At 38.5% G+C, this 22704-nt stretch carries 18 protein-coding genes; 8 read left to right on the top strand and 10 right to left on the bottom strand.

Translation table 11 applies throughout. The features are described 5' to 3' along the window. Positions 1-550: 550 nt before the first annotated feature. Together HMPREF9078_RS01540 and HMPREF9078_RS01535 are read left to right on the top strand one after the other, a co-directional pair. Positions 551-3826 carry a SusC/RagA family TonB-linked outer membrane protein gene (locus HMPREF9078_RS01540; protein WP_009418957.1) on the top strand — a complete coding sequence of 1092 codons (3276 nt, stop codon included), beginning with the start codon at positions 551-553 and terminating at the stop codon, positions 3824-3826. 12 nt (positions 3827-3838) lie between these two features. After that, positions 3839-5302 (top strand): RagB/SusD family nutrient uptake outer membrane protein, encoded by a 1464-nt coding sequence (locus tag HMPREF9078_RS01535; protein ID WP_034542518.1) that lies wholly within the window; start codon positions 3839-3841, stop codon positions 5300-5302. A gap of 480 nt (positions 5303-5782) precedes the next feature. On the opposite strand, the gene HMPREF9078_RS01530 is transcribed toward HMPREF9078_RS01535, so the two are convergent. The 5 genes from HMPREF9078_RS01530 to HMPREF9078_RS01510 form a co-directional block, all read right to left on the bottom strand. Continuing rightward, positions 5783-7099 (bottom strand): DUF389 domain-containing protein, encoded by a 1317-nt coding sequence (locus HMPREF9078_RS01530; protein WP_009418955.1) that lies wholly within the window; start codon positions 7097-7099, stop codon positions 5783-5785. Positions 7100-7431: 332 nt separating this feature from the next. Then, positions 7432-8145 (bottom strand): DUF4197 domain-containing protein, encoded by a 714-nt coding sequence (locus tag HMPREF9078_RS01525; protein ID WP_002673868.1) that lies wholly within the window; start codon positions 8143-8145, stop codon positions 7432-7434. Positions 8146-8226: 81 nt separating this feature from the next. Next, positions 8227-8934, bottom strand: coding sequence for a hypothetical protein (locus tag HMPREF9078_RS01520; protein ID WP_009418954.1), 708 nt, complete (start codon positions 8932-8934; stop codon positions 8227-8229). Positions 8935-8943: 9 nt separating this feature from the next. Beyond that, positions 8944-9786, bottom strand: a complete 843-nt coding sequence (locus tag HMPREF9078_RS01515) for a DUF3822 family protein (protein ID WP_009410305.1) — start codon at positions 9784-9786, stop codon at positions 8944-8946. Further along, entirely contained in the window at positions 9761-10423 is a 663-nt protein-coding gene (locus tag HMPREF9078_RS01510) for a hypothetical protein (protein ID WP_009418953.1), read from the bottom strand. The genes HMPREF9078_RS01515 and HMPREF9078_RS01510 overlap by 26 nt, the downstream gene beginning before the upstream one ends. A gap of 126 nt (positions 10424-10549) precedes the next feature. On the opposite strand from HMPREF9078_RS01510, the gene HMPREF9078_RS01505 reads away from it, so the two are divergent. Next, positions 10550-11971, top strand: coding sequence for an ATP-dependent RecD-like DNA helicase (locus HMPREF9078_RS01505; protein WP_009418952.1), 1422 nt, complete (start codon positions 10550-10552; stop codon positions 11969-11971). A 55-nt stretch (positions 11972-12026) separates the two neighbouring features. On the opposite strand, the gene HMPREF9078_RS01500 is transcribed toward HMPREF9078_RS01505, so the two are convergent. The 5 genes from HMPREF9078_RS01500 to HMPREF9078_RS01480 all read right to left on the bottom strand — a co-directional run bounded on the left by HMPREF9078_RS01500 (position 12027) and on the right by HMPREF9078_RS01480 (position 16490). After that, positions 12027-12374, bottom strand: a complete 348-nt coding sequence (locus tag HMPREF9078_RS01500; RefSeq protein WP_009418951.1) for a phage holin family protein — start codon at positions 12372-12374, stop codon at positions 12027-12029. Further along, positions 12359-13129: an alpha/beta fold hydrolase gene (locus HMPREF9078_RS01495; protein ID WP_083477070.1), complete on the bottom strand. Its 771-nt coding sequence runs from the start codon at positions 13127-13129 to the stop codon at positions 12359-12361. Before HMPREF9078_RS01495 ends, HMPREF9078_RS01500 begins: the two co-directional genes overlap by 16 nt. Positions 13130-13151: 22 nt before the next feature. Further along, entirely contained in the window at positions 13152-14267 is a 1116-nt protein-coding gene (locus HMPREF9078_RS01490) for a glycoside hydrolase family 6 protein (RefSeq protein WP_009418949.1), read from the bottom strand. A 359-nt stretch (positions 14268-14626) separates the two neighbouring features. Beyond that, a complete protein-coding gene (gene trmB, locus HMPREF9078_RS01485; protein WP_009418948.1) occupies positions 14627-15313 on the bottom strand; it encodes a tRNA (guanosine(46)-N7)-methyltransferase TrmB in 687 nt (228 codons plus the stop codon). A 22-nt stretch (positions 15314-15335) separates the two neighbouring features. Next, positions 15336-16490, bottom strand: a complete 1155-nt coding sequence (locus HMPREF9078_RS01480) for a 5-(carboxyamino)imidazole ribonucleotide synthase (RefSeq protein ID WP_009418947.1) — start codon at positions 16488-16490, stop codon at positions 15336-15338. Positions 16491-16961: 471 nt separating this feature from the next. Here HMPREF9078_RS01480 and ribD point away from each other — a divergent pair, with 471 nt between their 5' ends. From ribD to HMPREF9078_RS01455, 5 genes are all read left to right on the top strand, one after another. Next, positions 16962-17978, top strand: coding sequence for a bifunctional diaminohydroxyphosphoribosylaminopyrimidine deaminase/5-amino-6-(5-phosphoribosylamino)uracil reductase RibD (ribD, locus tag HMPREF9078_RS01475; RefSeq protein WP_009418946.1), 1017 nt, complete (start codon positions 16962-16964; stop codon positions 17976-17978). 480 nt (positions 17979-18458) lie between these two features. Then, positions 18459-19373, top strand: coding sequence for a hypothetical protein (locus HMPREF9078_RS01470; RefSeq protein ID WP_009418944.1), 915 nt, complete (start codon positions 18459-18461; stop codon positions 19371-19373). Positions 19374-19744: 371 nt separating this feature from the next. Next, a complete protein-coding gene (locus tag HMPREF9078_RS01465; protein ID WP_009418942.1) occupies positions 19745-20899 on the top strand; it encodes a carboxypeptidase-like regulatory domain-containing protein in 1155 nt (384 codons plus the stop codon). Between the two features lie 314 nt (positions 20900-21213). Further along, on the top strand, positions 21214-21480 hold the full coding sequence (locus HMPREF9078_RS01460) for a hypothetical protein (protein ID WP_009418941.1): 267 nt from the start codon (positions 21214-21216) through the stop codon (positions 21478-21480). Positions 21481-21537: 57 nt separating this feature from the next. Next, positions 21538-22704, top strand: a complete 1167-nt coding sequence (locus HMPREF9078_RS01455) for a hypothetical protein (RefSeq protein ID WP_009418940.1) — start codon at positions 21538-21540, stop codon at positions 22702-22704.

The following is a 22704-nucleotide window of genomic DNA, read 5'->3' as shown; positions in this document are numbered from 1 at the left end:
CCCATCTAATACCCTTTTTTCATCAAAATCCCTCTTAACCTTCTTCCGAATCTCTCCGTTCTCTTTCGAGCACTCCTAACAACCCTAACACATCGCTTTTGCGGTACGCACTTTGCCAAAGTTTGAAATTTTGGCAAAGTTGATGTTCCAAAAAGTTACCTCCCCATTCCCCCATTTTCTCATTCTCTAATTTCCAAATTTCCTCATTTTCTCATTTTCTCATTCTCTCATTTTCTCATTCTCTCATTCTCTCATTTCCTTATTTCCTCATTGTGATATTTGTAACATTCTATTAGTTATTTTGTAACAAAAATAGTGTTTTTCTACCGAAATAATTTTGCATAAAAACAGTGTATAGAGGGCATTTCTTTGCGTTTTCATCAAAGAAATGGCTATTTTATTGCAAAAAACGCAAAGAAATCGCGTTTTTATGATTTTTTTCTCATCTATTTTTTACAAACAAAATGAGTAAATTTGTTAAGGATAAATTTGGAACTTAACAGAAAACTTTTCTACCTTTGCACCAGTTTATAAAATAATGTTATAGAAGATGAGATTAAACAAAGTATCTTTCGCACTATTTTTAATACTAATAGTGCAAGGCTTCTCGTGGGCGCAGGAACGAGAAGTGACAGGAACAGTACGCGATGCTAGTGGAACTGAAATGATGGGCGTAGCTGTAATAGTAAAAGGAGAACAACACGGTGTTCAAACCGACTTTAATGGTCGTTATAGCATCAAGGTTGCTCCAGGTAAGACCTTGGAGTTCTCATTCTTAGGAATGAAAACCCAAAATCGCAAAGTAGGCACTTCAGGTCGCATTGATGTAGTAATGCAAGAAGAAGCCCAAGTGATTGACGAGGTAGAAGTAGTAGGCTACGTATCCGTAAAGAAAGACCAATATGTAGGTACTGCTGCTACTGTTGATAAAGAAGCTCTTAAAAGGAAAAGTGTATCAAACGTATCAAAAGCTATTGCGGGAGAAGTAGCAGGGGTTCGTGTAATCAATACTTCGGGACAACCTGGTACTGGGGCTACTATTCGTATACGTGGGTTTGGTTCAGTAAATAGTAGTCGTGATCCTCTCTATGTAGTAGATGGAGTACCTTATGAAGGAGCGGTGTCTTCTATCAATCCTGATGATATCGAGAATTTAGTAATATTGAAAGATGCTACCTCTACCTCAGTATATGGTTCTCGTGGTGCCAATGGGGTAGTGCTCATTACAACCAAAAAAGGGCGTTCCGATATATCACGTATACAAATAGAATCAAAAGTAGGCTTCAATATGCGCTTGTTACCTCGTTACGATATGATTAAAAGTCCTGAACGCTATGCCGAACTCAGTTGGGAGGCTTTGCGCCAAAGTGGAGCTTTATTGCAAGCTGAAGACGCTACAGCTTTTGCCAACGAGGGTTATACTAGTGCAGTAGATTATGCTAATAAAAATATATTTAGTAATTTAGGGATTACCCCCAAATATAATATGTGGAATGTAGCCGGAACAAATCTTATCAACCCCGCTACAGGTAAGATAAACGATGGTGTGACTCGTAAGTACGACCCTGAAGATTGGAGCGACTACGCCTTCCAAACAGCTATACGTAAAGAGTACAACATAAGTATGAGTGGGGGTAGTAGTAAAACTACTTATTACACTGGTATAGGCTACCTTAAAGACGAAGGCTATGCTATTAATACCGGTTTTGAACGCTATACCGGTCGTCTTAACCTAAGCTATCAGCCCAAAAACTGGCTGAAAGGTGAGTTTAATTTAAGCTATGTACATACTGAAACCAAAGCAAATGGTCAGGCAGAAAGCTCTAATAGCTTGTTTTGGTTTACTGATAATATTCCTCCTATTTATCCGCTATTTTTGCGTGATGCTAAAGGTAACAAAGTGAAAGATAATTATTACGGTGGCTATCAATACGATTTTGGTAGAGGGCGTGGTTTTGGTTCCCTTACTAATGCCGTAGCTCAAGCTACTTACGATAAAAGAAACAGAACGCGTAATGATGTCATTGGAAATATTTTCTTACGTGCCGATATAGTAAAAGGATTGAGCTTTGAAACTCGCTTAGGAGGACAGTATTACAATAATGCATATAACAACTATACCAATCCTTATTATGGTAGTTCAGCCTCACAAAAAGGTTATCTTTATAAAGCTAGATATGACCTACTAAACTACACTTTTTTACAAATGTTGCGTTATACTCGCCAATTTGGAGACCATAATCTACAAGCTTTTGTAGCTCACGAAAGTACCGTGTACGATTATTACACTTTGGAAGGAGATAAGAACGGTTTAGTAGACCCTAAAGGTACTGAATTCGAAAACGCTATTAAAGTAGGAAGTTTAACTTCGTATATTTATGGCTACCGTATGGAAAGTTATTTCAGTCAGTTACTCTACGATTATCAAGGTAAATACTTGTTCTCAGGTACTGTGCGCCGTGATGGTTCTTCCCGTTTCTTAAACAACAAATGGGGGACTTTTGCTTCAGCAGGTTTAGGATGGGTAGTAAGTAAAGAAAACTTTTTGAAAGATAAACAATGGCTACCTTATTTCAAACTCAAAACTAGCTATGGTACGGTAGGCGACCAATCAGTTGATTCAGAAGGAGATAACGTTTCATACTATCCAGGTTATGATGTATACGATTTAGGTAACTTTATGGGGCTACCTTCGGCTACGTTTAACAGAATAGGCTACCCTGATCTTACTTGGGAAAAAGCGAGAATATTTCAAGTAGGAGCTGAGTTTACCTTCTTAAAATCAAGAGCTATTGAGTTACAAGTAGATTACTATCGTAAAGCTACCAGTAATTTGATTTTTGATAGTCGCTTGGCTCCTTCTACCGGTAATGGAATCTGGAAAGTAAACGACGGTAAATTAATTAATACTGGATTCGAGTTTAATCTACAAACCCATTTAGTTAATACTAACGATTGGAAAGTAGATGTAGGCGTAAATGGAGAAATGCTTACTAACAAACTCATCCAAATGCCTTACGATAAATCAATAAAAGATGAAAAAATTCTTGATATAAGAAGCGTTTTTGGTAGAAGTAAAGACCACTCTCTCTTTGATTTTTATACACGTGAATATCGTGGCGTAAATCCTCAAACAGGAGCTGCCCAATGGACAATGCACTATGCGGATAACAATAACAACAATGTGTTCGATAGCGGAGACGAAGAGATATCCTCATTGCGCGAATACCAAGTACAATATCCTAATGCCAACATTAAGGAAGGAATAACCGAAGTGTACAGTAAAGCTACACAAAAATACATAGGTAAATCAGCTATCCCCGATATACGCGGTGCTTTTAACTTAAATGTCGGATATAAGGGCTTTTCTATCAGTGCACAACTCTTATACAGCTTAGGAGGTTACGCTTACGATGCAGTGTATGCTGACCTAATGGGTAATGAAAAAGTAGGTGGTAATAATTGGCATACCGATATAGAAAATCACTGGAAACAACCTGGCGACATTACCGATGTTCCAAGATTATCATCAGGATATGGCAATAATATCAGTAGCGATACCGATGTGAATAGCCGATCTTCACGTTTCTTAGTCAAAGCTGATTACTTAGCACTGAACAACGTTACCTTAGCTTATAGCTTAGATAAAAAAGTATGTCAAACCATAGGATTTGAAGGACTGACCTTTACCCTAAGTGGCGATAACTTATGGTTAAAAACTGCTCGTAAAGGATTCAACCCTACTACTAGCGAATCAGGTAATTCTGATAGATATACTTATTCCCCTCTATCTACTTTTACTTTAGGAGTAAAAGCAACTTTTTAAATGAAAAACACTATGAAAAGATATTTAACTTATAGTATATTATTAGCAACAATAGCAATATTTATTGGTTGCCAAAAAGATTTTCTTGATACCACTCCTACACGAGTAGTGTCTACAGCTCCTGCCGATGTTCGTCTTAATGGCTTATACCTAATGACCTACAAATGGGGTACAGGAGGAACTGAGGATCAAGTAGATTTTGGACAAAAACAAGTAGATATCTGTACAGATATGCTCTGTGGAGATATGGCTTTGTTAGCAGCAAATTACAGACGTTACCAAACAATAGCTAATTTAACCGCTACCGAACGTCCAAGCAATGACTATAACTATATTCCTTGGCGCTATTATTATCGTATGATATACGAAACTAATAAATCAATAGCCGAATTGGCAAGCCCTAAAAACGATAGTGAGAAGTACGTCTTAGCACAGTTTCACGCCTTACGTGGTTATGCTTACTTTTACTTGATGCAAATATTCACTACCAAGTATGAACCCGAATCAAGTAAGAACTCTATTCCACTATATACAGAAGCCGATATAGCTAGCAAGCCACGTGTAAAACAATCAGAAGTATATGCCCAAATCATAAGCGATTTGAAATTTGCCATAGATAACTTAAATGGCTTTACTCGTGCCAACAAAGGAATGATTAATAGAAACGTCGCCAAAGGCTTGCTTGCCTATACCTATGCGGCTATGGGCGAAAACCAAAAAGTAGCCGAGTTAGCACAAGATATCATTAATAATAGTGGCTTTCCACTTACCTCTCGCGAGCAAACTGTATACGATGCTACTACCCGAAAAGGCGGTGGTTTTAATGATGTAAATACCGACAGCTGGATGTGGGGTGCCGACCTGATTATTGATAATGATTTTACGTTAAACTCTTGGTGGGGTATGATGGACGTTTATACCTATAGTTATGCTTGGGCAGGTGACCCTAAGGCTATTGATGATAAACTCTATGCCCAAATACGCACTAACGACATTCGCAAAAAACAATTTGACACTCCTCTTGCGGGAGCCGAATTAGTTCCTTCAAACAAGTTTTTTGCACCCGATAGAGTGTTAGGTGGACAAAGAAATATCACTACCGACTACGTGTATATGCGTGTAGATGAGTTTTATTTATTGGCAGCAGAAGCCTTGGCTAAGTTAGGGCAAGATGCCCAAGCCAAAACTATTTATAAGAAACTTTTAATGCAACGTTATCCTGAAGCTACTGCTGCTACCGATATTGCTTATGTTGATGGACTTACTAATACTCAGTTACAAGACGACATCTATCTCAATACTCGTATTGAGCTATGGGGTGAAGGGAAAAGTTACCTCGCCTTAAAACGTAACCACAAAACGGTAAACAGAGGGGGCAACCACTTAGAACTAAAGAACAAAAGTTTTAGTTATGATAATCCACGTCTTACGTTCGCAATTCCTCAAAATGAAAGTATCAATAACTTAAATCTTTAATATTTAGCTAAACTATCTTATAAATAAACATTCGCTGCAATGCCTCTGGCATTGCAGCGAATGTTGTTATAATTTATACTACTTATTTAGTGTTGGCTATAAAGCATCATTACTTTATCCCAGTCTATTGCGTTAAAGAAATTAGTTAGTCACTGCTTTACCAAAAGCCATCTAAAAGTTTTTAAAACTACCAAAGTCACGCCTATGTTTGTATTACAATCTGTATAAATCCAGTAACAAAGCTACTAATCCGTGCGCATCACATTTGTCAATTATCAATTGAAAGACTATCCGTAAGATCTGTGCGAGATTTTTAGGTAGCTTGCTACCTATTTGTTTGATTTTTTAAAGATTTATAAGATTTCTGTAGCGTAAGCTACACCTTTCTTACGTCGGACTCACGTTAATTTAACAGTCCGTACAGCTCACACCACGGGGATTTCATTTTCTCATTTTCTAATATGCTAATTTTCTAATTCCCTAATCTGCTAATCTGCAAATCACTTTCTTATCGCCAAACTTCTCAGCGAGCCATTGTTGCAATTTTTGGCGATCCACTTCTTTGGCGACCTCTTTGCCTTTTACAGTTTCATTTTTAGGCGTGTAGAGCATCACCGTAGTGAGAGAAGAGTTGCCTTTTCCCGAAAAATCTGTCAGTTTTCCAAAATAAAAACTCTCAATATTAGGGAACAATACTTTTATTTCTTTAGCAAAAGTAGGGTCGGTATATTTGTATTGCGCCAACTCTTCTTTTAGCTGATTTATCTTTATGTCTTTATTAGAGAGCGACGCCTTGTTTTTGTTGATTTCCGATAGCATCTCTTTGTCAATATCCGACTCTTTTTGCCTAATGATGAGTTCGGTATTATGTAATTTGAAGTTTTTGAGGTTGCTTTGTAGTGTTTTTACTTCTTCATCGGTAAATTTCTTGTCTAAAAAAGCCAATTCAATGGTTTTAGGCGAGGCATTGTAGTGTATTTTCTTGTAAATAATGGTATAACCGCTGTTTTCAAACTCGGCAGTGATATAATGAGCTACATTCTCGTGGAATTCCTTCTCTTTCAAAAGGCTATATGCCAAATACAAACTAGGGGTAACAATAAGGATAACCAATGTGGTGATAACAACGCGCAAACGCTTGTTGAGCGCTTCGTTACCCGTGTTTTTAGGAGTGTATTTCAGGTATTTGATGATGAGGAAAGTAGCAATCCCAATGAAGAAACAGTTGATGCTATATAGATAGAAAGCTCCTAAAAAAAAACTAATATTGCCCGTAGCCAAGCCAAATCCAGCTGTACAAAGCGGTGGCATCAAAGCAGTAGCAATTGCCACCCCTGGGATAGGGTTCCCTCTGTCTTCTCGGGTGAGGGAGATAGCTCCTACCAACCCACCTACAAAGGCGATAAGCACATCATAAATGGTAGGCGAAGTACGTGCCAAAAGCTCTGACTGTACATCTTTAAACGGACTGATATAGAAGTAGATAAACGATACTATAAGACTCACCACAGTAGCGATGAGCAAACTCTTGCCAGTTTTCTTCAACAGGTCGAAATCATAAGTAGCCAATGCAAATCCTGCCCCTACGATAGGTCCCATCAAAGGAGAAATAAGCATCGCCCCGATAATTACAGCAGTAGAATTCACGTTTAACCCAATAGAAGCAATCAGGATAGCACAAGCCAAAATCCATAGATTAGCGCCACGAAAAGAGATATTGCTAAGGATATCTTCAATTACTTTTTCCTTTTTCTCTTCACCCTGATGTAAATTGAAAAGTTTTTTCAAAAAACTCATAATGTAAGATATTAGATGTTAGTTTTTAGTCATTAGTACAAACGACTAATGCTTTTTATGTGAAGTGCAAAGATAAGCATAATTTATCAATTAACCAATATGTCAATTTGTCGATTAGTGGCGCAAAGCTATAAATAATTAAATGAAGTAGCAAATGTATTTGTCTGCTATTCAGTTTAATACCTATTATTGTTCAGTGTAGACCCACTGTAGAGCCACTGTAGAGCCACTGTAAAGCCACTATATGCTCGGTATAGGTTCGGCGTATATAGGAATACAAAATCGCCGTGCGGTATTCATACCACACGGCGATTATTATAAGGGATTTGCTATTATTTATTATCCTGCATCGCAAACACCGATTTTAGTAGAGGGGTAGTGCGCGCCGCTATGTTCGTGCGTATTTCCTTCTCCTTATCGCCTACCTTCACAAACAATCCATTGATAGCCTGTTGGGTAACGTATTTAGTAAGGTTCGGTTCAACGGGCTTTACCAATGGTATTTGGTTATATTTGTTGATAATGTTTTCCCATACCTTATCGGCACCTACTTCACTAAGCGAGGCTTGCACTTTGGGAGCAAAAGCAGTCTCCAAAGAACTATAAGTACTGTTTTTTAGGTAGGTAGTCGCTGCGGTATTGTCACCTTTTAAGATGTTCATCGCATCGGTAAAGGTCATATTTCGTATCGCCGATAAAAAGATAGGCTTCGCCTGACTTACAGCATTTTCGGCTGCTTCGTTTAGTACTTTTAGCCCTTGGTCAGCCAAAGAACCTAACCCCACCGAACGCAAAGTTTTATCTACCTTCTGAAGTTCTTCGGGTAAGAGAATGCGCACCGCTTGGTCTTTAAAATAACCACCGTCTTTGCTCAGCAAATCCACCCCACTACTTACCCCCATTTCAAGGGCTTGTTTGAGTCCGCTGGCTACATTAAATCCGCTACCGCCTTGGGTAGTGTTGCCCATAACTTGTTGCAATTCATCGCAACTGTTCAGAGTAAAAGAGCCCATTGTTAAGAGCCCCAAAAGCATTACTTTTTTCATATATTTGTTTTATTAATTTTCAACAGTCTTTTTCTTATTTCATCTGTATAAGTAGCGTAAATCATAGCACAAATTTATTATTTACCTTTTATTTATTGAAAGGTATATACTGAAAATGCTCGCAAAAAGTATCGGGAAGGTAATCACAATGCCTATACCAAAAGAAAGAAAGCCTGCTAACACAAAAACACAACCCAAGAAGGTAATGATAAGGGCAGTGAAAGGTGCGAGCATTATTCTTCTATAACTCTCTCCCATAGCCTTGAAAAGAGGTTTGCTTTCCAAAATAATAATCGGGATAGTAAGCACAAATACTAACGAGATGATAGTGTTAAAGGCAAGTCCTAACGAGTACATTCCTACGGCAGAAAAGCCTACTAATATAAAAGTTTTAAGACACATTTGCAGAATAACGTGGCTTAAAATAGCACTTGTTTCAGGAGCGCGATAATAAGTGAATAGGTTGCCCAAAGTAGCGCGTTCCCCTTGAATTACCGCTGCGAAGTTCCTGTAAATACCTGCTGTAAAAGGGGTAATGATGCCATCTACAAGTAACGAGAAGAACCAAAATTTAATAACAAAACTCCGGCTACTGACTAAAGCGATGAGCTTTTCGGGGTTGCTTTGCAGAGCAATGATATCCTCTAAAGGCATTCCGAAGATAGTAGTAATAAGAGAAGCGTAAACTAAAAACACTACTGTAAATAAAATAAGAGAGCCCAAAAGGTGCACTCCGAAAGTACTTTGGTATAGTTTAAAAGTATTGCGCAATATATTCAAAAATTTCATAGCAATAGGTTAAAAAGATTGGGTGAGCACAAAATTCCGACGAATGAGCTCTTCGTCCATTCCTGCAGCAAAATGTTCCTTATGGTATTTCAGGAGGTAAATATACCTCACATAACGCCTTACCTTATTATAAAACAGTGCTGTGGGTTCTACTTCCCCTGTGATATAAAGAGGCACTTGCTCAGTATCGATGTCCAATTGTTCAATAGAGAAAAGAATGTAATACAAGAAGTCTTCAATGGTTTCATAACTAAACCTATTGAAGTAATACAGTTTTTTACCTCTAAACACTACAAAGTAAAAAGAGCCTACTTCGGCATAGATATACATCACTTCGAAAGCGTGCGAAGAGTAGTGTTTGAGGAACATACGTAGTAGTGAGGTAGCAAAGTGTTGGTAGTCGAACCTACCGTAATAAGAAAGTAGTGAATTATTTACTATTGTATTGGGCAAATAAGCATTCACCGTTTCAATAGATATGATTCTATCAATTTCCACGGTATAGGGCTCCGCCTCCGATACATCTATACTGTATTTGAGGTATTCCAGCATTTCGTCTTTTCCGCCGTAAAGAGACTGTGGGATAAAAGCAAAGGAAGGAGTATTGTGTAAAACCTTAATAGTATCGAAATCTTGGCGGAGGTCGTCTTCACTTTGTATCACAAAATAGATTTGCCTATCGATATCTTCTTTGCTCTTATAGCTGAAGTTGATAGGAAAATTATAAATAGCCTCTACACACAGGAGTACAGGGTTAAACACACAAAAAGAAAGTCCATCCAAGTTTATTTGAATGGACAATTCCTTAAAGTACGTTTTAAACTGATTATTGCTTTGCAATTTTTGCGTCATAAGAAGTTGGCCAGTTACCGTTTACAGTAAGCTCTTCGAGTGAACCTACCTGAATATTAGGACCTCTTACATCTTCTACCGATGTTTTTGCAATTTCTTTTTCTACTAAGTCTTCATCAAGACCTTGTAGCACCACTCTCTTAGGCACATACGCTTCAAAAACGGAAGATTTTACATTGTTTTTGTCGGTAATTTCTCCTGTTTTCATTATAAACTGACCAGGAATTTTACCTTTGATAGGAGGTAAATCGCGCAAATGCAAATAACGATTATCGTTTTTAAACAATGAATCTTTTACTGATACGTGCCCCAAAGTATCAATAACTACACCTTGGCGCATTACCGTAATTTTAAAAGTCTCATCGAAAGCATTCCAGCTTGTGTCGCGTTGTGAAGTAATAGTAAATTGTGCAGTTTCGATAAACTTAGTAAGCTCATCAAAATTATCGGCATATTTGCCGTTGAGTCTCAAATAAGCATCTTGCGCTGCACGGATATCTTTTAGTTTCTTAATTACCTCGGTGTAGCGTTCCTCCTTAATTTTTTTGAACTCAATAGGGCCTGTGATAGACCTGTAAATTAGGTAGCAAAATACTAAACCTAATGCCCAAAATGCAATAGTTACAATTTTTTTCATCGTTTTAATTCTATAAATTAATAATAACTTTCTTGACTGGTATTGCGCAAAACTACAATCTTTTTTTGAAACAAAAAAATTATTTTAACTTTTTTTTATAATTTTGCTCTCAGAACTGTTTTTATTATGAATGAAAAAGCCTTTTTTAGTGCCCTTATTAGTGCCTTTAAGCACGAGCCTACTCCTTCGCAAGATATTGCTTTACAAAAGATTACAGAATATCTGTTCTCAGCAGATGCTTCTGATAAACTTTTTTTACTAAAAGGTTTTGCTGGAACTGGAAAAACTTCTATCACCAACTGTCTTATCCGCACTTTACCGCTCATAAACCACCAATCGGTGTTATTAGCACCTACCGGTAGAGCAGCCAAAGTGATGACCTATTTCACCCAAAGGCAGGCTTTCACTATTCACAAATATATTTATTACTCCAAAGCCGATGGTACTGATGTATCCTTCAAACTGCGTGCCAATAAGCTCCAAAATACTTTATTTATAGTAGATGAGGCTTCGATGATTGCTGATAACGACTATCAACTCTTTGAGCGCCCTTCATTATTAAACGACTTAATGCGCTTTGTGTATTCTGGGAAAAACTGCAAACTATTACTTATAGGCGATACTGCGCAATTGCCTCCTGTTAATACCCTCGAAAGTCCTGCACTGAATATTCCTTATTTAGAATATCAGTTTCAAAAAGAAGTACTTACGGTTACGCTTACTGAGGTGGTACGCCAGCGACAGAAGTCGGGGATATTGCGCAATGCTACCCGTTTGCGCAAACACATTTTCTCTTCGCTTGCTGAAAAACAGTTCGCTTTTAAGATAAATCATCACCCTGATATAATACGACTTACTGACGGGGCTGAAATACAAGACGCTATCAGTGAGGCGTATGACGATTATGGTTCAGAAGAAACTACGGTGATAGTGCGCTCCAACAAGCGCGCGGTGGCTTGGAACAACCAAATACGCAGGGTGATTTTAGACGTTGAAGACGAAATAGCTGCCGGAGACTTGCTAATGGTGGTTAAGAATAATTACTTTTGGTGTAAAGATAATTCGCAAGTAAGTTTTATTGCCAATGGTGATACTATAGAGGTATTACAGCTTTATGACTTCACAGAAGCCTATGGTTTCCGCTTTGCTGAGGTATCGGCTCAGCTTATTGATTATCCCGAAGTACCTCCGTTTGATACGGTTATATTATTAGACACCTTAAACAGTGAAGCTCCTGCCTTATCACCGGCTCAAAGCAATCAGCTTTATGAAGAAGTACTCGCTGATTACGCTGATGAACCTACGGCTTATAAAAGATATCAGAAAGTGAAAGAAAACCCTTATTTCAATGCTTTGCAGGTGAAGTTTTCGTATGCGATTACTTGCCATAAGAGTCAAGGGGGGCAATGGGACGCCGTGTTTGTGGAGAAACCTTACTTACCTGATGATATCATAGATGAAGGTTACTTGCGATGGCTTTATACGGCTATCACTCGTGCTAAAGAAAGGGTCTACTTGGTAGGGTTTAAAGACGAGGATTTTGGTTAAGAATTAAGAGTTGAAGAAAGATAAGTTTTTTGAGTGACTTCAACTTTGGCAATAATTAGTTTCTTACTTTCCCAAGAGGAGCAAGAGCTAATGCCTGAGCTAACGAAAGGCAAGTGCTGAACATCAGTCCGCCCCAGAAGCCGTGTACTACAAAGCCACCTACTAATTTGCTTGCCAGGAGCACAATTACAGTGTTGATGATAAATAAAAAGAGCCCAAAAGTCATAAAGGTAATAGGAAAGGCAATGAACTCTAATATAGGGCGTACAATACCATTGAGAAGTGAGAGCACAAAGGCTACCACGAGTGCTGTGAAGAAGTTCTCGATATGAGCCCCCATATTTAGGTAGCCCAATACAAAAACAAGGGTTGCGGAGATGAATAAGCTTATAAAGTATCGCATAGAAAATGTATGGTTTTATTGTAAAATTCAGTAGGGTTTTGAGCGTGTAACCAGTGTCCTGCCTTGCTCACTGTATCGATAATAGCGTGCGGAAAGTGAGTGTGAATAAGGGCTTCGTCTTCGGGCATTACATACTCAGAATACTCTCCTTTTAAGAAGAGTGTTTTACCCTCGAACACGTTGCTATCAGGGAGTTCAGCTCCTATCTCGCTTTCATTCTCAATTAAAGCAGGGAGATTCAGGCGCAAACCTAATCGGTCTTTGGTTTCCCAATAAAGGTTTTTCAGTAGAAACTGTCGCACTCCAATATCGCTTACATAAGCCGAGAGCGCTTCATCGGCTTCGGCACGTGAATGTATCACATCGAAATTTAAGGACGCTAAACCTTGTAAACAAGCTCCGTGATGCTCAGGAAAGAATTTAGGCGACATATCAGCAACGATGAGAGAAAGCACTCTATCGGGGTGTTCGGTAGCGAAAAGCATTGCTGTTTTGCCTCCCATAGAATGCCCCATCAGGTGAAAGACTTTTAATCCGTGAGCGTCAGCATATGCAAGCAAATCTTGTGCCATTAGAGGATAGCTGAAATCGGGGCTGTGAAAACTACGACCGTGATTGCGTTGGTCTACTAAATGTACTTGAAAGCCCGCTTCGGCATATTTGAGCCCCAAAGTACGCCAGTTATCTGACATACCCAAAAAGCCGTGCAGGATAATGAAGGGAGTGCCTTCGCCTATAATTTGAGAATGTAACATCATAGTTATTTAGTAAGATAATTTAAAAGTTGTTAGGGACTTTCCACTCTTCTATAATTCCTTTTTCAATAGCTTTTTGCACTAATGATTTTGCTACTGCGGGATACCAAGAGCCTGCCTTAGGATCGCCATTAGCACAAGTACCATCGGATAAGCCAGGATGTTTAATCCACAAATAAGCGTCGGCGTGAGGAGCAAAGGTTTTGGTGGTAGGGCGTACTCCTAAAGCGGCGTTGAAATTGTTACAACTGTAATAATAAGCCTTATTGGTTTGTTTAGGACTATCGATACCATTGCGGGAGGTGTCTATCACGTAGTATTTTGTGCCCAAGCCTTTCTTTTGGAGCGTTTGTACGAACTCTTCGCTCCACTTTTCAGCCCGAGGAGTCCCTCTGTGGTCGGCGACGTTGGTAACAAAGCCACGCATATACCGAATACCTCCATTTATTACCGCTTGGGCAGCTTCTTCTTGTTTGAGTTCTGTTCCGCCAATATGCAAATACAGCAACGCATTTGGGTTGTTATCAGTAAAAGTCTTTCCTACATAAGAGAGGAGTTCAGCGCGTTCTTTGTATTTTGCATCGTTGTATTTCCAGCCTTTCTTTAAACAAAAGTTATGGGCATCGGGTTCTACAATCACTATTATAGGGGTTTTGCCAATAATAGCACTGGTGCGATCTATCCACGCCTTATAAGAAGCAGCCGTTTTATGACCTCCAGTTGAATACGAACCACAATCTCTATAAGGAATGCCGTAGAGTGTGATGATAGGTGTTTTTTGTTGTGCCTTTGCGCCTTCGATGAGACGTTTTAAGGTACTATCGTCGAAGGCTTTTACGCCTTCGAACCATTCAGCTGTGGGAGTAGCGGCTATTTGGTAATAGAGTTTCTTTAAGTAAGGGTCTTTTTCTTGCTTAGTCATTTCATAAGCCTTAGTTTCCGTAAAGAGATAGAAAGGCTTGGAATAAGCTAATAAAGAAGTGTCTCCTTTTTTAGGTTCTTCCTTTTTAGGGTTCTCTTTTTTAGGATTTTCTTTTTGTAGAATCTCTTCAGTGTTACTGTTTTTGTTACAAGAGATGATTGCGAAGGATATCGCAATGATGAGATAAACATACGTTAAAATAATATTCTTTTTCATTGGATAATATAATCAATGATTAATGGTTATTCTTCTATAAGCCCCCGTTCCCCCAAAGGGAGACAACCCGTAAAGAGAGGTAAGCTGCTCATAGCCTTCCTTGAGGGGGAAGTGGAATGCAAAAGAGACTTTTTAGGGTTTTCAATGTTAGTTAACGTGAGTTCGACGTAAGAAAAATGTAGCTTGCGCTACAGAAATCTTATAAATCTTTAAAAAATCAAACAAATAGGCAACAAGTTGCCTTTAAACACATACTCTGTTATGCCAACTCACAGACTACACACAAATTACACAGATACTCTTTCAATTGACAATTGACAATTGATAATTGACAATTGATAATTGACAATTGATAATTGTTAATTATTATCTTTTTTTATCTGAAAGCGAATGTAGGTAATAGGTTTGTTTTGCTCCAAATAGAACTGCTCATAAAAAGTTTTAATTTCGGTTACTTCTTCGGGTACACCGTCGCTGTTATAGATGTTGTGATTGGCATAGAGTACTTTATGCCCTGCTCCGTGTAACAATCCTAGCGTATAGCCGTGCATAAACTCACTATCGGTTTTTAGGTGGATATAACCCTCAGGTGCAAGGATATGCTGATACCGCGTTAGAAAATCGGCGTTTGTAAGGCGGTGCTTGGTGCGCTTGTATTTGATTTGAGGGTCGGGGAAGGTAATCCATATTTCGCTTACTTCCTGAGGGGCAAAACAACATTCGATGAGTTCTATTTGGGTGCGCAAGAAGGCTACATTGGTAATATTTTCGTCAGTAGCAGTTTTAGCACCTCGCCAAAAGCGTGCTCCTTTGATATCGATACCTATAAAATTCTTCTGAGGGTAGCGTTTGGCTAAGCCCACTGAGTATTCGCCTTTACCACAACCCAATTCTAAGACAATAGGGTGATTGTTCTTAAAAAAGAGTTCATTCCACCGACCTTTATAGGCAAAAGCACCGTTAAGGAGCTCTTCGCGTGAAGGTTGGATTACATTGGCAAAGGTTTTATTTTCTTCAAAGCGTTTCAGTTTGTTTTTGCTTCCCATAGATTGAGTGAATAGAGAAAAGTTAGGCGATTACGCGTATGGTGTTCTTTACTTGTTCGGCTATTTGGCGAGCTTTGTTGATATTGGGGTTTACAATGGTTACGTGTCCCATTTTCCTAAAAGGGCGTGTTTCTTTTTTGCCGTAGATATGGGGGGTTACACCTTCCATTGCCATTATCTGTTCGATGTTTTCATACACTACCTTTCCTTGATAGCCTTCTGCTCCTACAAGGTTCACCATTACGCCTGCGACCTTACTTTCAGTACTTCCTAAGGGCAGGTTTAAGATAGCGCGCAGGTGTTGCTCAAACTGATTGGTATAAGCTGCCTCGATACTGTAATGCCCTGAGTTATGTGGGCGAGGAGCGACTTCGTTTACCAAAATCTCATCGTTTTTTGTTTGAAAGAGCTCGACGGCTAAGAGTCCTACTACTTCAAAAGCTTGGGCTACTTGTATAGCAATAGTACGTGCTTTTTGAGCGACAGCCTCTTCAATGCGCGCAGGACAGAGGACATACTCCACCTGATTGGCTTCGGGGTGGAACTCCATTTCTACCACAGGGTAGGTGCGCACCTGACCCTTTGCATTACGGGCTACGATTACTGCCAATTCCTTTTTGAAAGGCACTAAGCTTTCGGCAATGCACTGGTCGTTAGGTAAAAGATTCAGGTCGGTGAGCTGGCGGACAATTTTCACGCCATTACCGTCGTACCCGAAGCGTGCTGACTTCCACACAAAAGGTAAAGTGAGCTGTTGTTCATTGATTGCCTTTTTCAGACTTTCGGTATTTTGAAAAACTTGAAAAGGAGCGGTAGGGATACCGTGAGTGACATAAAACTGTTTTTGAGTGGCTTTATTTTGGATATTCTTGATAGTTTGAGGGCTGGGATATACTTTTACCCCTTCGGTTTGCAGTTTCTCTAAGGCTTCTACGTTTACGTTTTCGATTTCAATGGTGAGTACCTCTACGTCTTTACCAAAGTTATACACGGTATTAAAGTCGGTAAGGTTGCCTTGCACAAAGGTATTGCAGGCAATGCGACAAGGAGCATCAGGGGAGGGGTCGAGCACCTTGGTGGTGATATCGAACTTGCGGGTTTCGGTAAGGAGCATCTTGCCTAACTGACCTCCGCCAAGGATTCCGAGTGTAAAATCGGAAGAGAAATAATGGTGCATATTGCTTTAATGATTAGTGGTTAGTGGTTAATGGTTAATGGTTAATGGTTAATGGTTAATGAGGAGGCAAAGGTACGAAATTATTTTTTAATGCCAAAAAATGCCAGAAATGCCAATAATACTGATTAATGCCAACAATGCCAAAAAAACTAAATAATGCCAGAGGGGTAACCTATTGGAGCTTTCGGAAGATTTCGAAGGGTATTGGCATAATATCGTCAGAATACTAATATGAAAGGAAACTACGGAAAAAGTGCTGTCTTAGCTTATAGGGAGCTTATAGGAAGCTTATACGAATCTTGGAAGATTGGTATAGAAAGGGTGTGAATCTTGGACGATTGGTATAGAAAGGGTATATAGATTGTTTATTTTCAATGGGTTATGAATTGTTAAAATTGTATAAAACATTTTGTCGTTTTTATACTTAGGAGTTATTTTATTATCTTTGCGCCAAAAGTTATTTTTTTTCTTATGACAACCTCAGAATTAACTGTTGATGAGTGGTATATGCGTAGGTGCATTCAGTTGGCTTATAATGGCTTAGGAAGTACCTATCCGAACCCTATGGTAGGTAGTGTTATCGTATACGAAGGGCGTATCATAGGGGAGGGGTGGCACCAGAAAGCGGGTGAGGCACACGCTGAGGTACGGGCGATTGCCTCGGTGAAGGATAAGAGTCTGCTACCGAAAAGTACGATTTACGTGAGTTTAGAGCCCTGTTGCCATTTTGGGAAAACGCCTCCGTGCGCTGACCTTATCATTGCTCACAAGATAGGACGTGTGGTGATTGGCACTACTGACCCTTTTGCGAAAGTGCACGGCAAAGGGATTGAAAAACTGCGCAATGCAGGGTGTGAGGTGACAGTGGGGGTGTGTGAGGCTGAATGTAGGGAACTGAACAAGCGGTTTTTTACTTTTCACGAAAAACATCGCCCTTATATTATCCTAAAATGGGCTGAAACGCGCGATGGGTTTATCGCTCCCCTGCATAAAGAGGAGGTTGCTCCGCACTGGATTAGCGACGTTTATGCGCGCCAGACAGCGCACCAAATGCGCACTGAGGAACAAGGTATAGTGGTGGGAGTAGGAACGGTATTGGCGGATAATCCTTCGTTGGACAGCCGTAGCTGGTATGGGCGCAATCCTGTGAGGATAATAATTGACCCGAAGTTACGCAGTCCGAAGGAATTTGCGGTATGGAACGACCGTACAACTACTTTGTTTTTCACTGAAAAGACGTCTGTTCCGGAGATGATACACACTGATTTTTTCACGATAGATTTTAAGCATAAACCTTTGGAACAAATTTGTGCTAAACTGTATGAAATGAATTTACAAAGTGTGATTGTGGAAGGAGGGGCTTATACGCTACAGCAGTTTATCGACGAAGGGTTATGGGACGAAGCGGTTGTATTTACGGGGGATATTTGCTTTGGAGAAGGGGTGAAGACGCCTATTCTCAGGTGCGAGCCGCACAGGCAGGTTTGAGCCACACGGGCGATTCTAGCCGACGGGCAGAGCGAGTCACACGGACGATTGTAGCACGACGGGCAGAGTGAGCCGTATGAGTAGGTAAAAGGTGCGAGTCGCACAGGCGTAAAAGGAAAGGTAAAGTCAGCGAGGGCTCACAGTTGGGAAAGTGAGTAAAAGGTAAAAAGAGGTAGAAATTGCAGGAATTACTAAAAAACGATGAGAGAAGGCTTGGGGTATATCGAATAAATGTTAAAAAGAGGTTATTTTTAGGAGAAAAAGAGCTTTATGGCAAGATTTTTGATAGTAGAATTAGTATAAATATGATGTAAATAAGCGTGTCTTGCAGTGTTTTAGCACAAAAGTTATTTTATAAGGAGTGTAACACGGCACACACATTAAAATTAGCATATAAGTCTTTGGCTTGGAAAGACTCGCACGGATTTTAGAGAGTACGAGCATTACAAACATAGATAATCTTCAAAATAATTATATACAATGAAAAGAGTTATTTTATTACTTTCGGCAGTTGGCTTATTCACAGCTTGTGATAAAGGCGACGATTTACCACCTTCAGATCCTATCTATTTTGCAGATAAGATAGTGGAGACGACCCTACCTGCACAAGGTACCCAAACACAAACTACTGAAAATCTTTTTGAGTATGTACAAAATGTATTAGGATTGGTACGTAAACACACAATAAAAGTGACAGATGGCACCGGTAGAACTGTGGAAAAAGTGTATGAGACTTCGTATGACGGGACTTTTCCTATCAAAACGGTTTACACAGAAGGCAATGTGAAAAAAGAGGAAGTTGTGTATGACAAGTATAGCAGTGAAAGAGGACGCTTGCTTAAGAAAACAACTACTGTGGTAGGCAAAGAGAGTTTGCCAACCGTAGATGAGTATGAGTATGATGGTGGCAGGTTAAAAAAACATACTAAAAGTGAAAAGTTATCGGCTAATGTAACTAAGTATACAGTGGTAGTCTACAACCGTGAAGTACTCAATGAGATAAAGGCTGTAACAAGCGAATACACTGAAACGAGTGGAGTGAAGAGTACCGCTACTACTACTGCTACAGATACTTATGTGTTGAACTACAACGAAACGGTAAGAGAACACACTCACACGGCAGGTAATAAGACTTCGGTAACAACCTACCAGTATGATGGTAGAACCAATCCTTGGTTTTTGCATTTGTCTTATAGAGCTACTCACCCCGAAGTGTTCTTAAATGAACAATACGCTAGAAACAACATTACCAAAAAAACAGTGAAGGACTCTGATGCAACAGGACGCAGTTACGAGCAAGAAACCGCTTACAGTTACTTTAAAACTGAATACCCACTTAAAGCTACTGTAAAGGAAAACGGTAAAGAAGTAAAAACAATAGAATTCACATATTAGTTAGTTAGATTTTACATTGTATTTGTGTTTGAAATTTCTTTCAGAAAAAGCTCCTATAAGAGGAGCTTTTTTCTTATTTAAGCCCGTAGATTGTAGCACGGCGGGCAGTGTTAGCCACACAGGCAACCGTAGCACGGTAGACAGTTTATGACTTTGAGTTTTGAGAAACTCGGGAAAATTTTTCTGCTTGGTGAGTTCGTAACTTTATACCATTTGTTTTTCGGTAGTAAAGGGAAAGGGATTTGCATTGGACAAGTTCAATAAAACATAGACCATAGTTTTTAGGGTATAGGGATATTTAGCAAAAGCTCGCCGTGCAAAGGTACGTTATTTACTAATTATTACTATCTTTGGCGCAAAAATATAATAAAATGAAAACACTATTCCTTATCCTATTATTCACAGCTACTACCTTACCTGCCCAAGTAGCCGAACTCACCCTGCTTGATGCCTCTACAAAGCAGCCTATCCCCAACGTTGAAGCCTATTACGCACGCTCCCTCAACGGCACTATTACCAATGAGGAAGGCAAATTGCGTATTGCGGTGGAGAACGACACCCTTACCCTAAGCCATATAGGCTATGCAACTAAAAAGATTTTTACAGATAAAACCTTTGCCAAAGCAACTGTCTATCTCAATCCTCAGGAAATACAACTTGACGAAGTAGTACTGTATAATTTTGATTTGAAGAAAAAGATGAAGTATGTTTTAGATAATTACTTCAAACTGTATGATACTAAGGCTAAGATATTGGAGTGTACCTATCGAGAAAAGATGATAAGAAATGATACCTTAACAAGGCTCTACCAAGTGCAGTTAGATTGGTGGAGCAAGAGTTATCGTTATGCTTCTTTCAATCAACCTTTAGAAAAACTATTACAAATCCGACTTAAGAATGTTGACTACTCTAAAATGTTAAGTGAAGATGAAGTCGCGGCTCGTTCTGCTCACTTAGAAAGAACCCCAATGTTTATGTATCTTTTTGTGAACACCTATTTGTCATTTATAAATCAGTTTGGTGAAAATATTGAAATTAAAAAAGTAGAGAAAAGTAAAGATGTTACTAAAGTAACATTTAATGCTGATATTGTAATCAATAAAAAACTAATTCTAAAACTTGAAAAATCGGTATTGGTGTTTGACAATACTACTAATGCTGTGAGAAAAGTCATTTTTAACGACATACATCAAGGTATAAAGGATAAAGTTTCTGAGAAAACGAATAAGCCTTATAAGTCTATTACAGATAACTGTCGTTTGGAACTTACTTTAACTGACTATAAAGGCAAGTTATTGTTTAGTTCTTATTATGTAAGACTCATAGGAGCTGTTGAATATAAAGGGAAAAGAGATAAACTCTTTTTAGAGCATAGTTTTTTGCGTACAGGAGTACAGAACAAACATATTAAAAAAGAAGATAGAATAGACATTCAAAAATCTTTTCACGAATACATTACCCCTCACAAACAAGGTGAAGCCAAGTTTTTACTTACCAAGGAAGAACAAGAATTTATAAACCAATAACCTTGTCCAATACCCAAAAAGAATACCGTGTAATTTCTAATTTTTAACTGTTAGAATACTAAAGCTTCAATAAGCAAAAAGCATTTCTCAATACCTCAATCACCTCAAAAAAAATTAACAGTTTAAAGGAGGAATTGTAGTACAAAGATTGTAACGTATTGATTTATAATGTTAGTATAGTTAAAGTTTTGTTAAAATTACACTTGCTTATTGACACGTATTTTTTTTATATATATCTTTGTGCCAGAAAAAGGAAGTAACCGATGCCTTACCCAAAGAAGGTTTGATTTTCCATTTTAAAAATACAAATAGCTATGGAAACAAAATTCAACAAAGAGCAAGTTTGCGAACTTGACGAAAAAGCCTTAGTAAATGCGTTTGAAGTTGAAGAACTTGAAAAACGCTATGAAATGGGGTGGTTTGGCACCACTTGGAAAGGAGGGGTTCAAGGAGCTGATAGAGGATGGAATCTTCAAACAGGAGAAGATGTTCCTTTAGAGAATTATGGTCCCTTAACTTATCCACAACATCAGGTAACACCTGAAGGAGTGGATATAACCGCCGATTTAGAGATTCATTAAATTTCTAAATAAAAGACTACTCTTTTATGAGTAGTCTTTTCTAGCAAAATAAGGCTTATGAAAAAAAATATATTCACTTTTTTTATATGTGTTTTTATTATAACATTATCTTTTTCACAAAACAATATCTCTAAATATCTTGTAGATAAAGATACCAAAGTTCCTTTACGGTCTGCTACTATCCATAATGCGAGCAACTATACTATCACTAATGACGACGGGCTTTTTGTATTCTATTCTGCTAATGATAGTATTACTATCAAAATGTTAGGCTATGAAACCCTCAGAACTACTTTCAAAGCGCTGAGTCGTACAAAAGACACCTTGTACCTTACCCCAAAACCTTTTCAGTTAGACGAATTAACCCTTTCCAACAAAAACATTATACAAGAAGCCTATAATCACGCTAGCATTAATTATCCTATGGAACCTTTTGTTGAAGATTTCTTCTTGCGTTGTATCCTCAAACGCAATGGAGAATTTGTAAAAATTGAAGACCTTAGCGGACGTATCAAACGAGATAAATTGTTTGGTGTGAAAAAAGAATATGCTTTTCAGATCCTCAATATGAGGAAGTTCGGTATAGAAAAGAAAGGATTACGGGCAGATGATTTTGAACTTCTTTCCTTAGATGGTCTTTTTGATTGGTATAGTAATTACTTCTTCTTAGATCCAAAGGAGTACCGTTTTTCATACCTTAAAGTCATAGATGAAACACATCATCAGGTAAGTCATACCTCTAAAAATGAAGAGGATTACAAAAAAGGAATAGGTCATTTTATCATCAGTACTGATGATTATGCTATCAAAGAACGTCTTTATAAAATCAATCCTAAAGTGATTGACAAAATACCTTTTACTAAAAAGTTAGCAGGAAAGTATAGAGCTATTGATTACTATCTGAGAGAGAAATGCGAAAAAGATTCTAAGAATAATAAGTATTTTATTTCTAATGGAGTAATGACTCAAAAGGTAGAACTCTACACACAAGGTGAAAGAATAGTATATGATGTAAGTTTCGAGCTCATTGTTACTCACCCTTTTTCAGATCTTAGTACTTTTAAAGCCAATGTAAATGGTAAAAAAGAACTGTTTAAATTAGAGGTGCCTTATAACAAGGAGTTTTGGGAGGCTCAAAACCAATTGCCTCTTACCAATGAAATGCGCAACTTTATCAATAAAACCCACAACACAAAAGAACACCGCGTGATATCTAATTTTTAG

The sequence above is a fragment of the Capnocytophaga sp. oral taxon 380 str. F0488 genome (assembly GCF_000318255.2).
Taxonomy (GTDB): Bacteria; Bacteroidota; Bacteroidia; order Flavobacteriales; family Flavobacteriaceae; genus Capnocytophaga; species Capnocytophaga ochracea.
The sequence above is the reverse complement of the archived record's forward strand: the minus strand, read 5'-3'. Positions and strand labels throughout refer to the sequence as shown.

Coding starts and splice junctions, on each gene's coding strand:
- HMPREF9078_RS01540 (WP_009418957.1), top strand. CDS start 551: ATGAGATTAAACAAAGTATCTTTCGCACTATTTTTAATACTAATAGTG.
- ribD (WP_009418946.1), top strand. CDS start 16,962: ATGACAACCTCAGAATTAACTGTTGATGAGTGGTATATGCGTAGGTGC.
- HMPREF9078_RS01525 (WP_002673868.1), bottom strand. CDS start 8,145: ATGAAAAAAGTAATGCTTTTGGGGCTCTTAACAATGGGCTCTTTTACT.
- HMPREF9078_RS01500 (WP_009418951.1), bottom strand. CDS start 12,374: ATGCGATACTTTATAAGCTTATTCATCTCCGCAACCCTTGTTTTTGTA.
- HMPREF9078_RS01460 (WP_009418941.1), top strand. CDS start 21,214: ATGGAAACAAAATTCAACAAAGAGCAAGTTTGCGAACTTGACGAAAAA.
- HMPREF9078_RS01490 (WP_009418949.1), bottom strand. CDS start 14,267: ATGAAAAAGAATATTATTTTAACGTATGTTTATCTCATCATTGCGATA.
- HMPREF9078_RS01510 (WP_009418953.1), bottom strand. CDS start 10,423: ATGAAAAAAATTGTAACTATTGCATTTTGGGCATTAGGTTTAGTATTT.
- HMPREF9078_RS01470 (WP_009418944.1), top strand. CDS start 18,459: ATGAAAAGAGTTATTTTATTACTTTCGGCAGTTGGCTTATTCACAGCT.
- HMPREF9078_RS01495 (WP_083477070.1), bottom strand. CDS start 13,129: ATGTTACATTCTCAAATTATAGGCGAAGGCACTCCCTTCATTATCCTG.
- HMPREF9078_RS01520 (WP_009418954.1), bottom strand. CDS start 8,934: ATGAAATTTTTGAATATATTGCGCAATACTTTTAAACTATACCAAAGT.
- HMPREF9078_RS01530 (WP_009418955.1), bottom strand. CDS start 7,099: ATGAGTTTTTTGAAAAAACTTTTCAATTTACATCAGGGTGAAGAGAAA.
- HMPREF9078_RS01480 (WP_009418947.1), bottom strand. CDS start 16,490: ATGCACCATTATTTCTCTTCCGATTTTACACTCGGAATCCTTGGCGGA.
- HMPREF9078_RS01455 (WP_009418940.1), top strand. CDS start 21,538: ATGAAAAAAAATATATTCACTTTTTTTATATGTGTTTTTATTATAACA.
- trmB (WP_009418948.1), bottom strand. CDS start 15,313: ATGGGAAGCAAAAACAAACTGAAACGCTTTGAAGAAAATAAAACCTTT.
- HMPREF9078_RS01465 (WP_009418942.1), top strand. CDS start 19,745: ATGAAAACACTATTCCTTATCCTATTATTCACAGCTACTACCTTACCT.
- HMPREF9078_RS01535 (WP_034542518.1), top strand. CDS start 3,839: ATGAAAAGATATTTAACTTATAGTATATTATTAGCAACAATAGCAATA.
- HMPREF9078_RS01515 (WP_009410305.1), bottom strand. CDS start 9,786: ATGACGCAAAAATTGCAAAGCAATAATCAGTTTAAAACGTACTTTAAG.
- HMPREF9078_RS01505 (WP_009418952.1), top strand. CDS start 10,550: ATGAATGAAAAAGCCTTTTTTAGTGCCCTTATTAGTGCCTTTAAGCAC.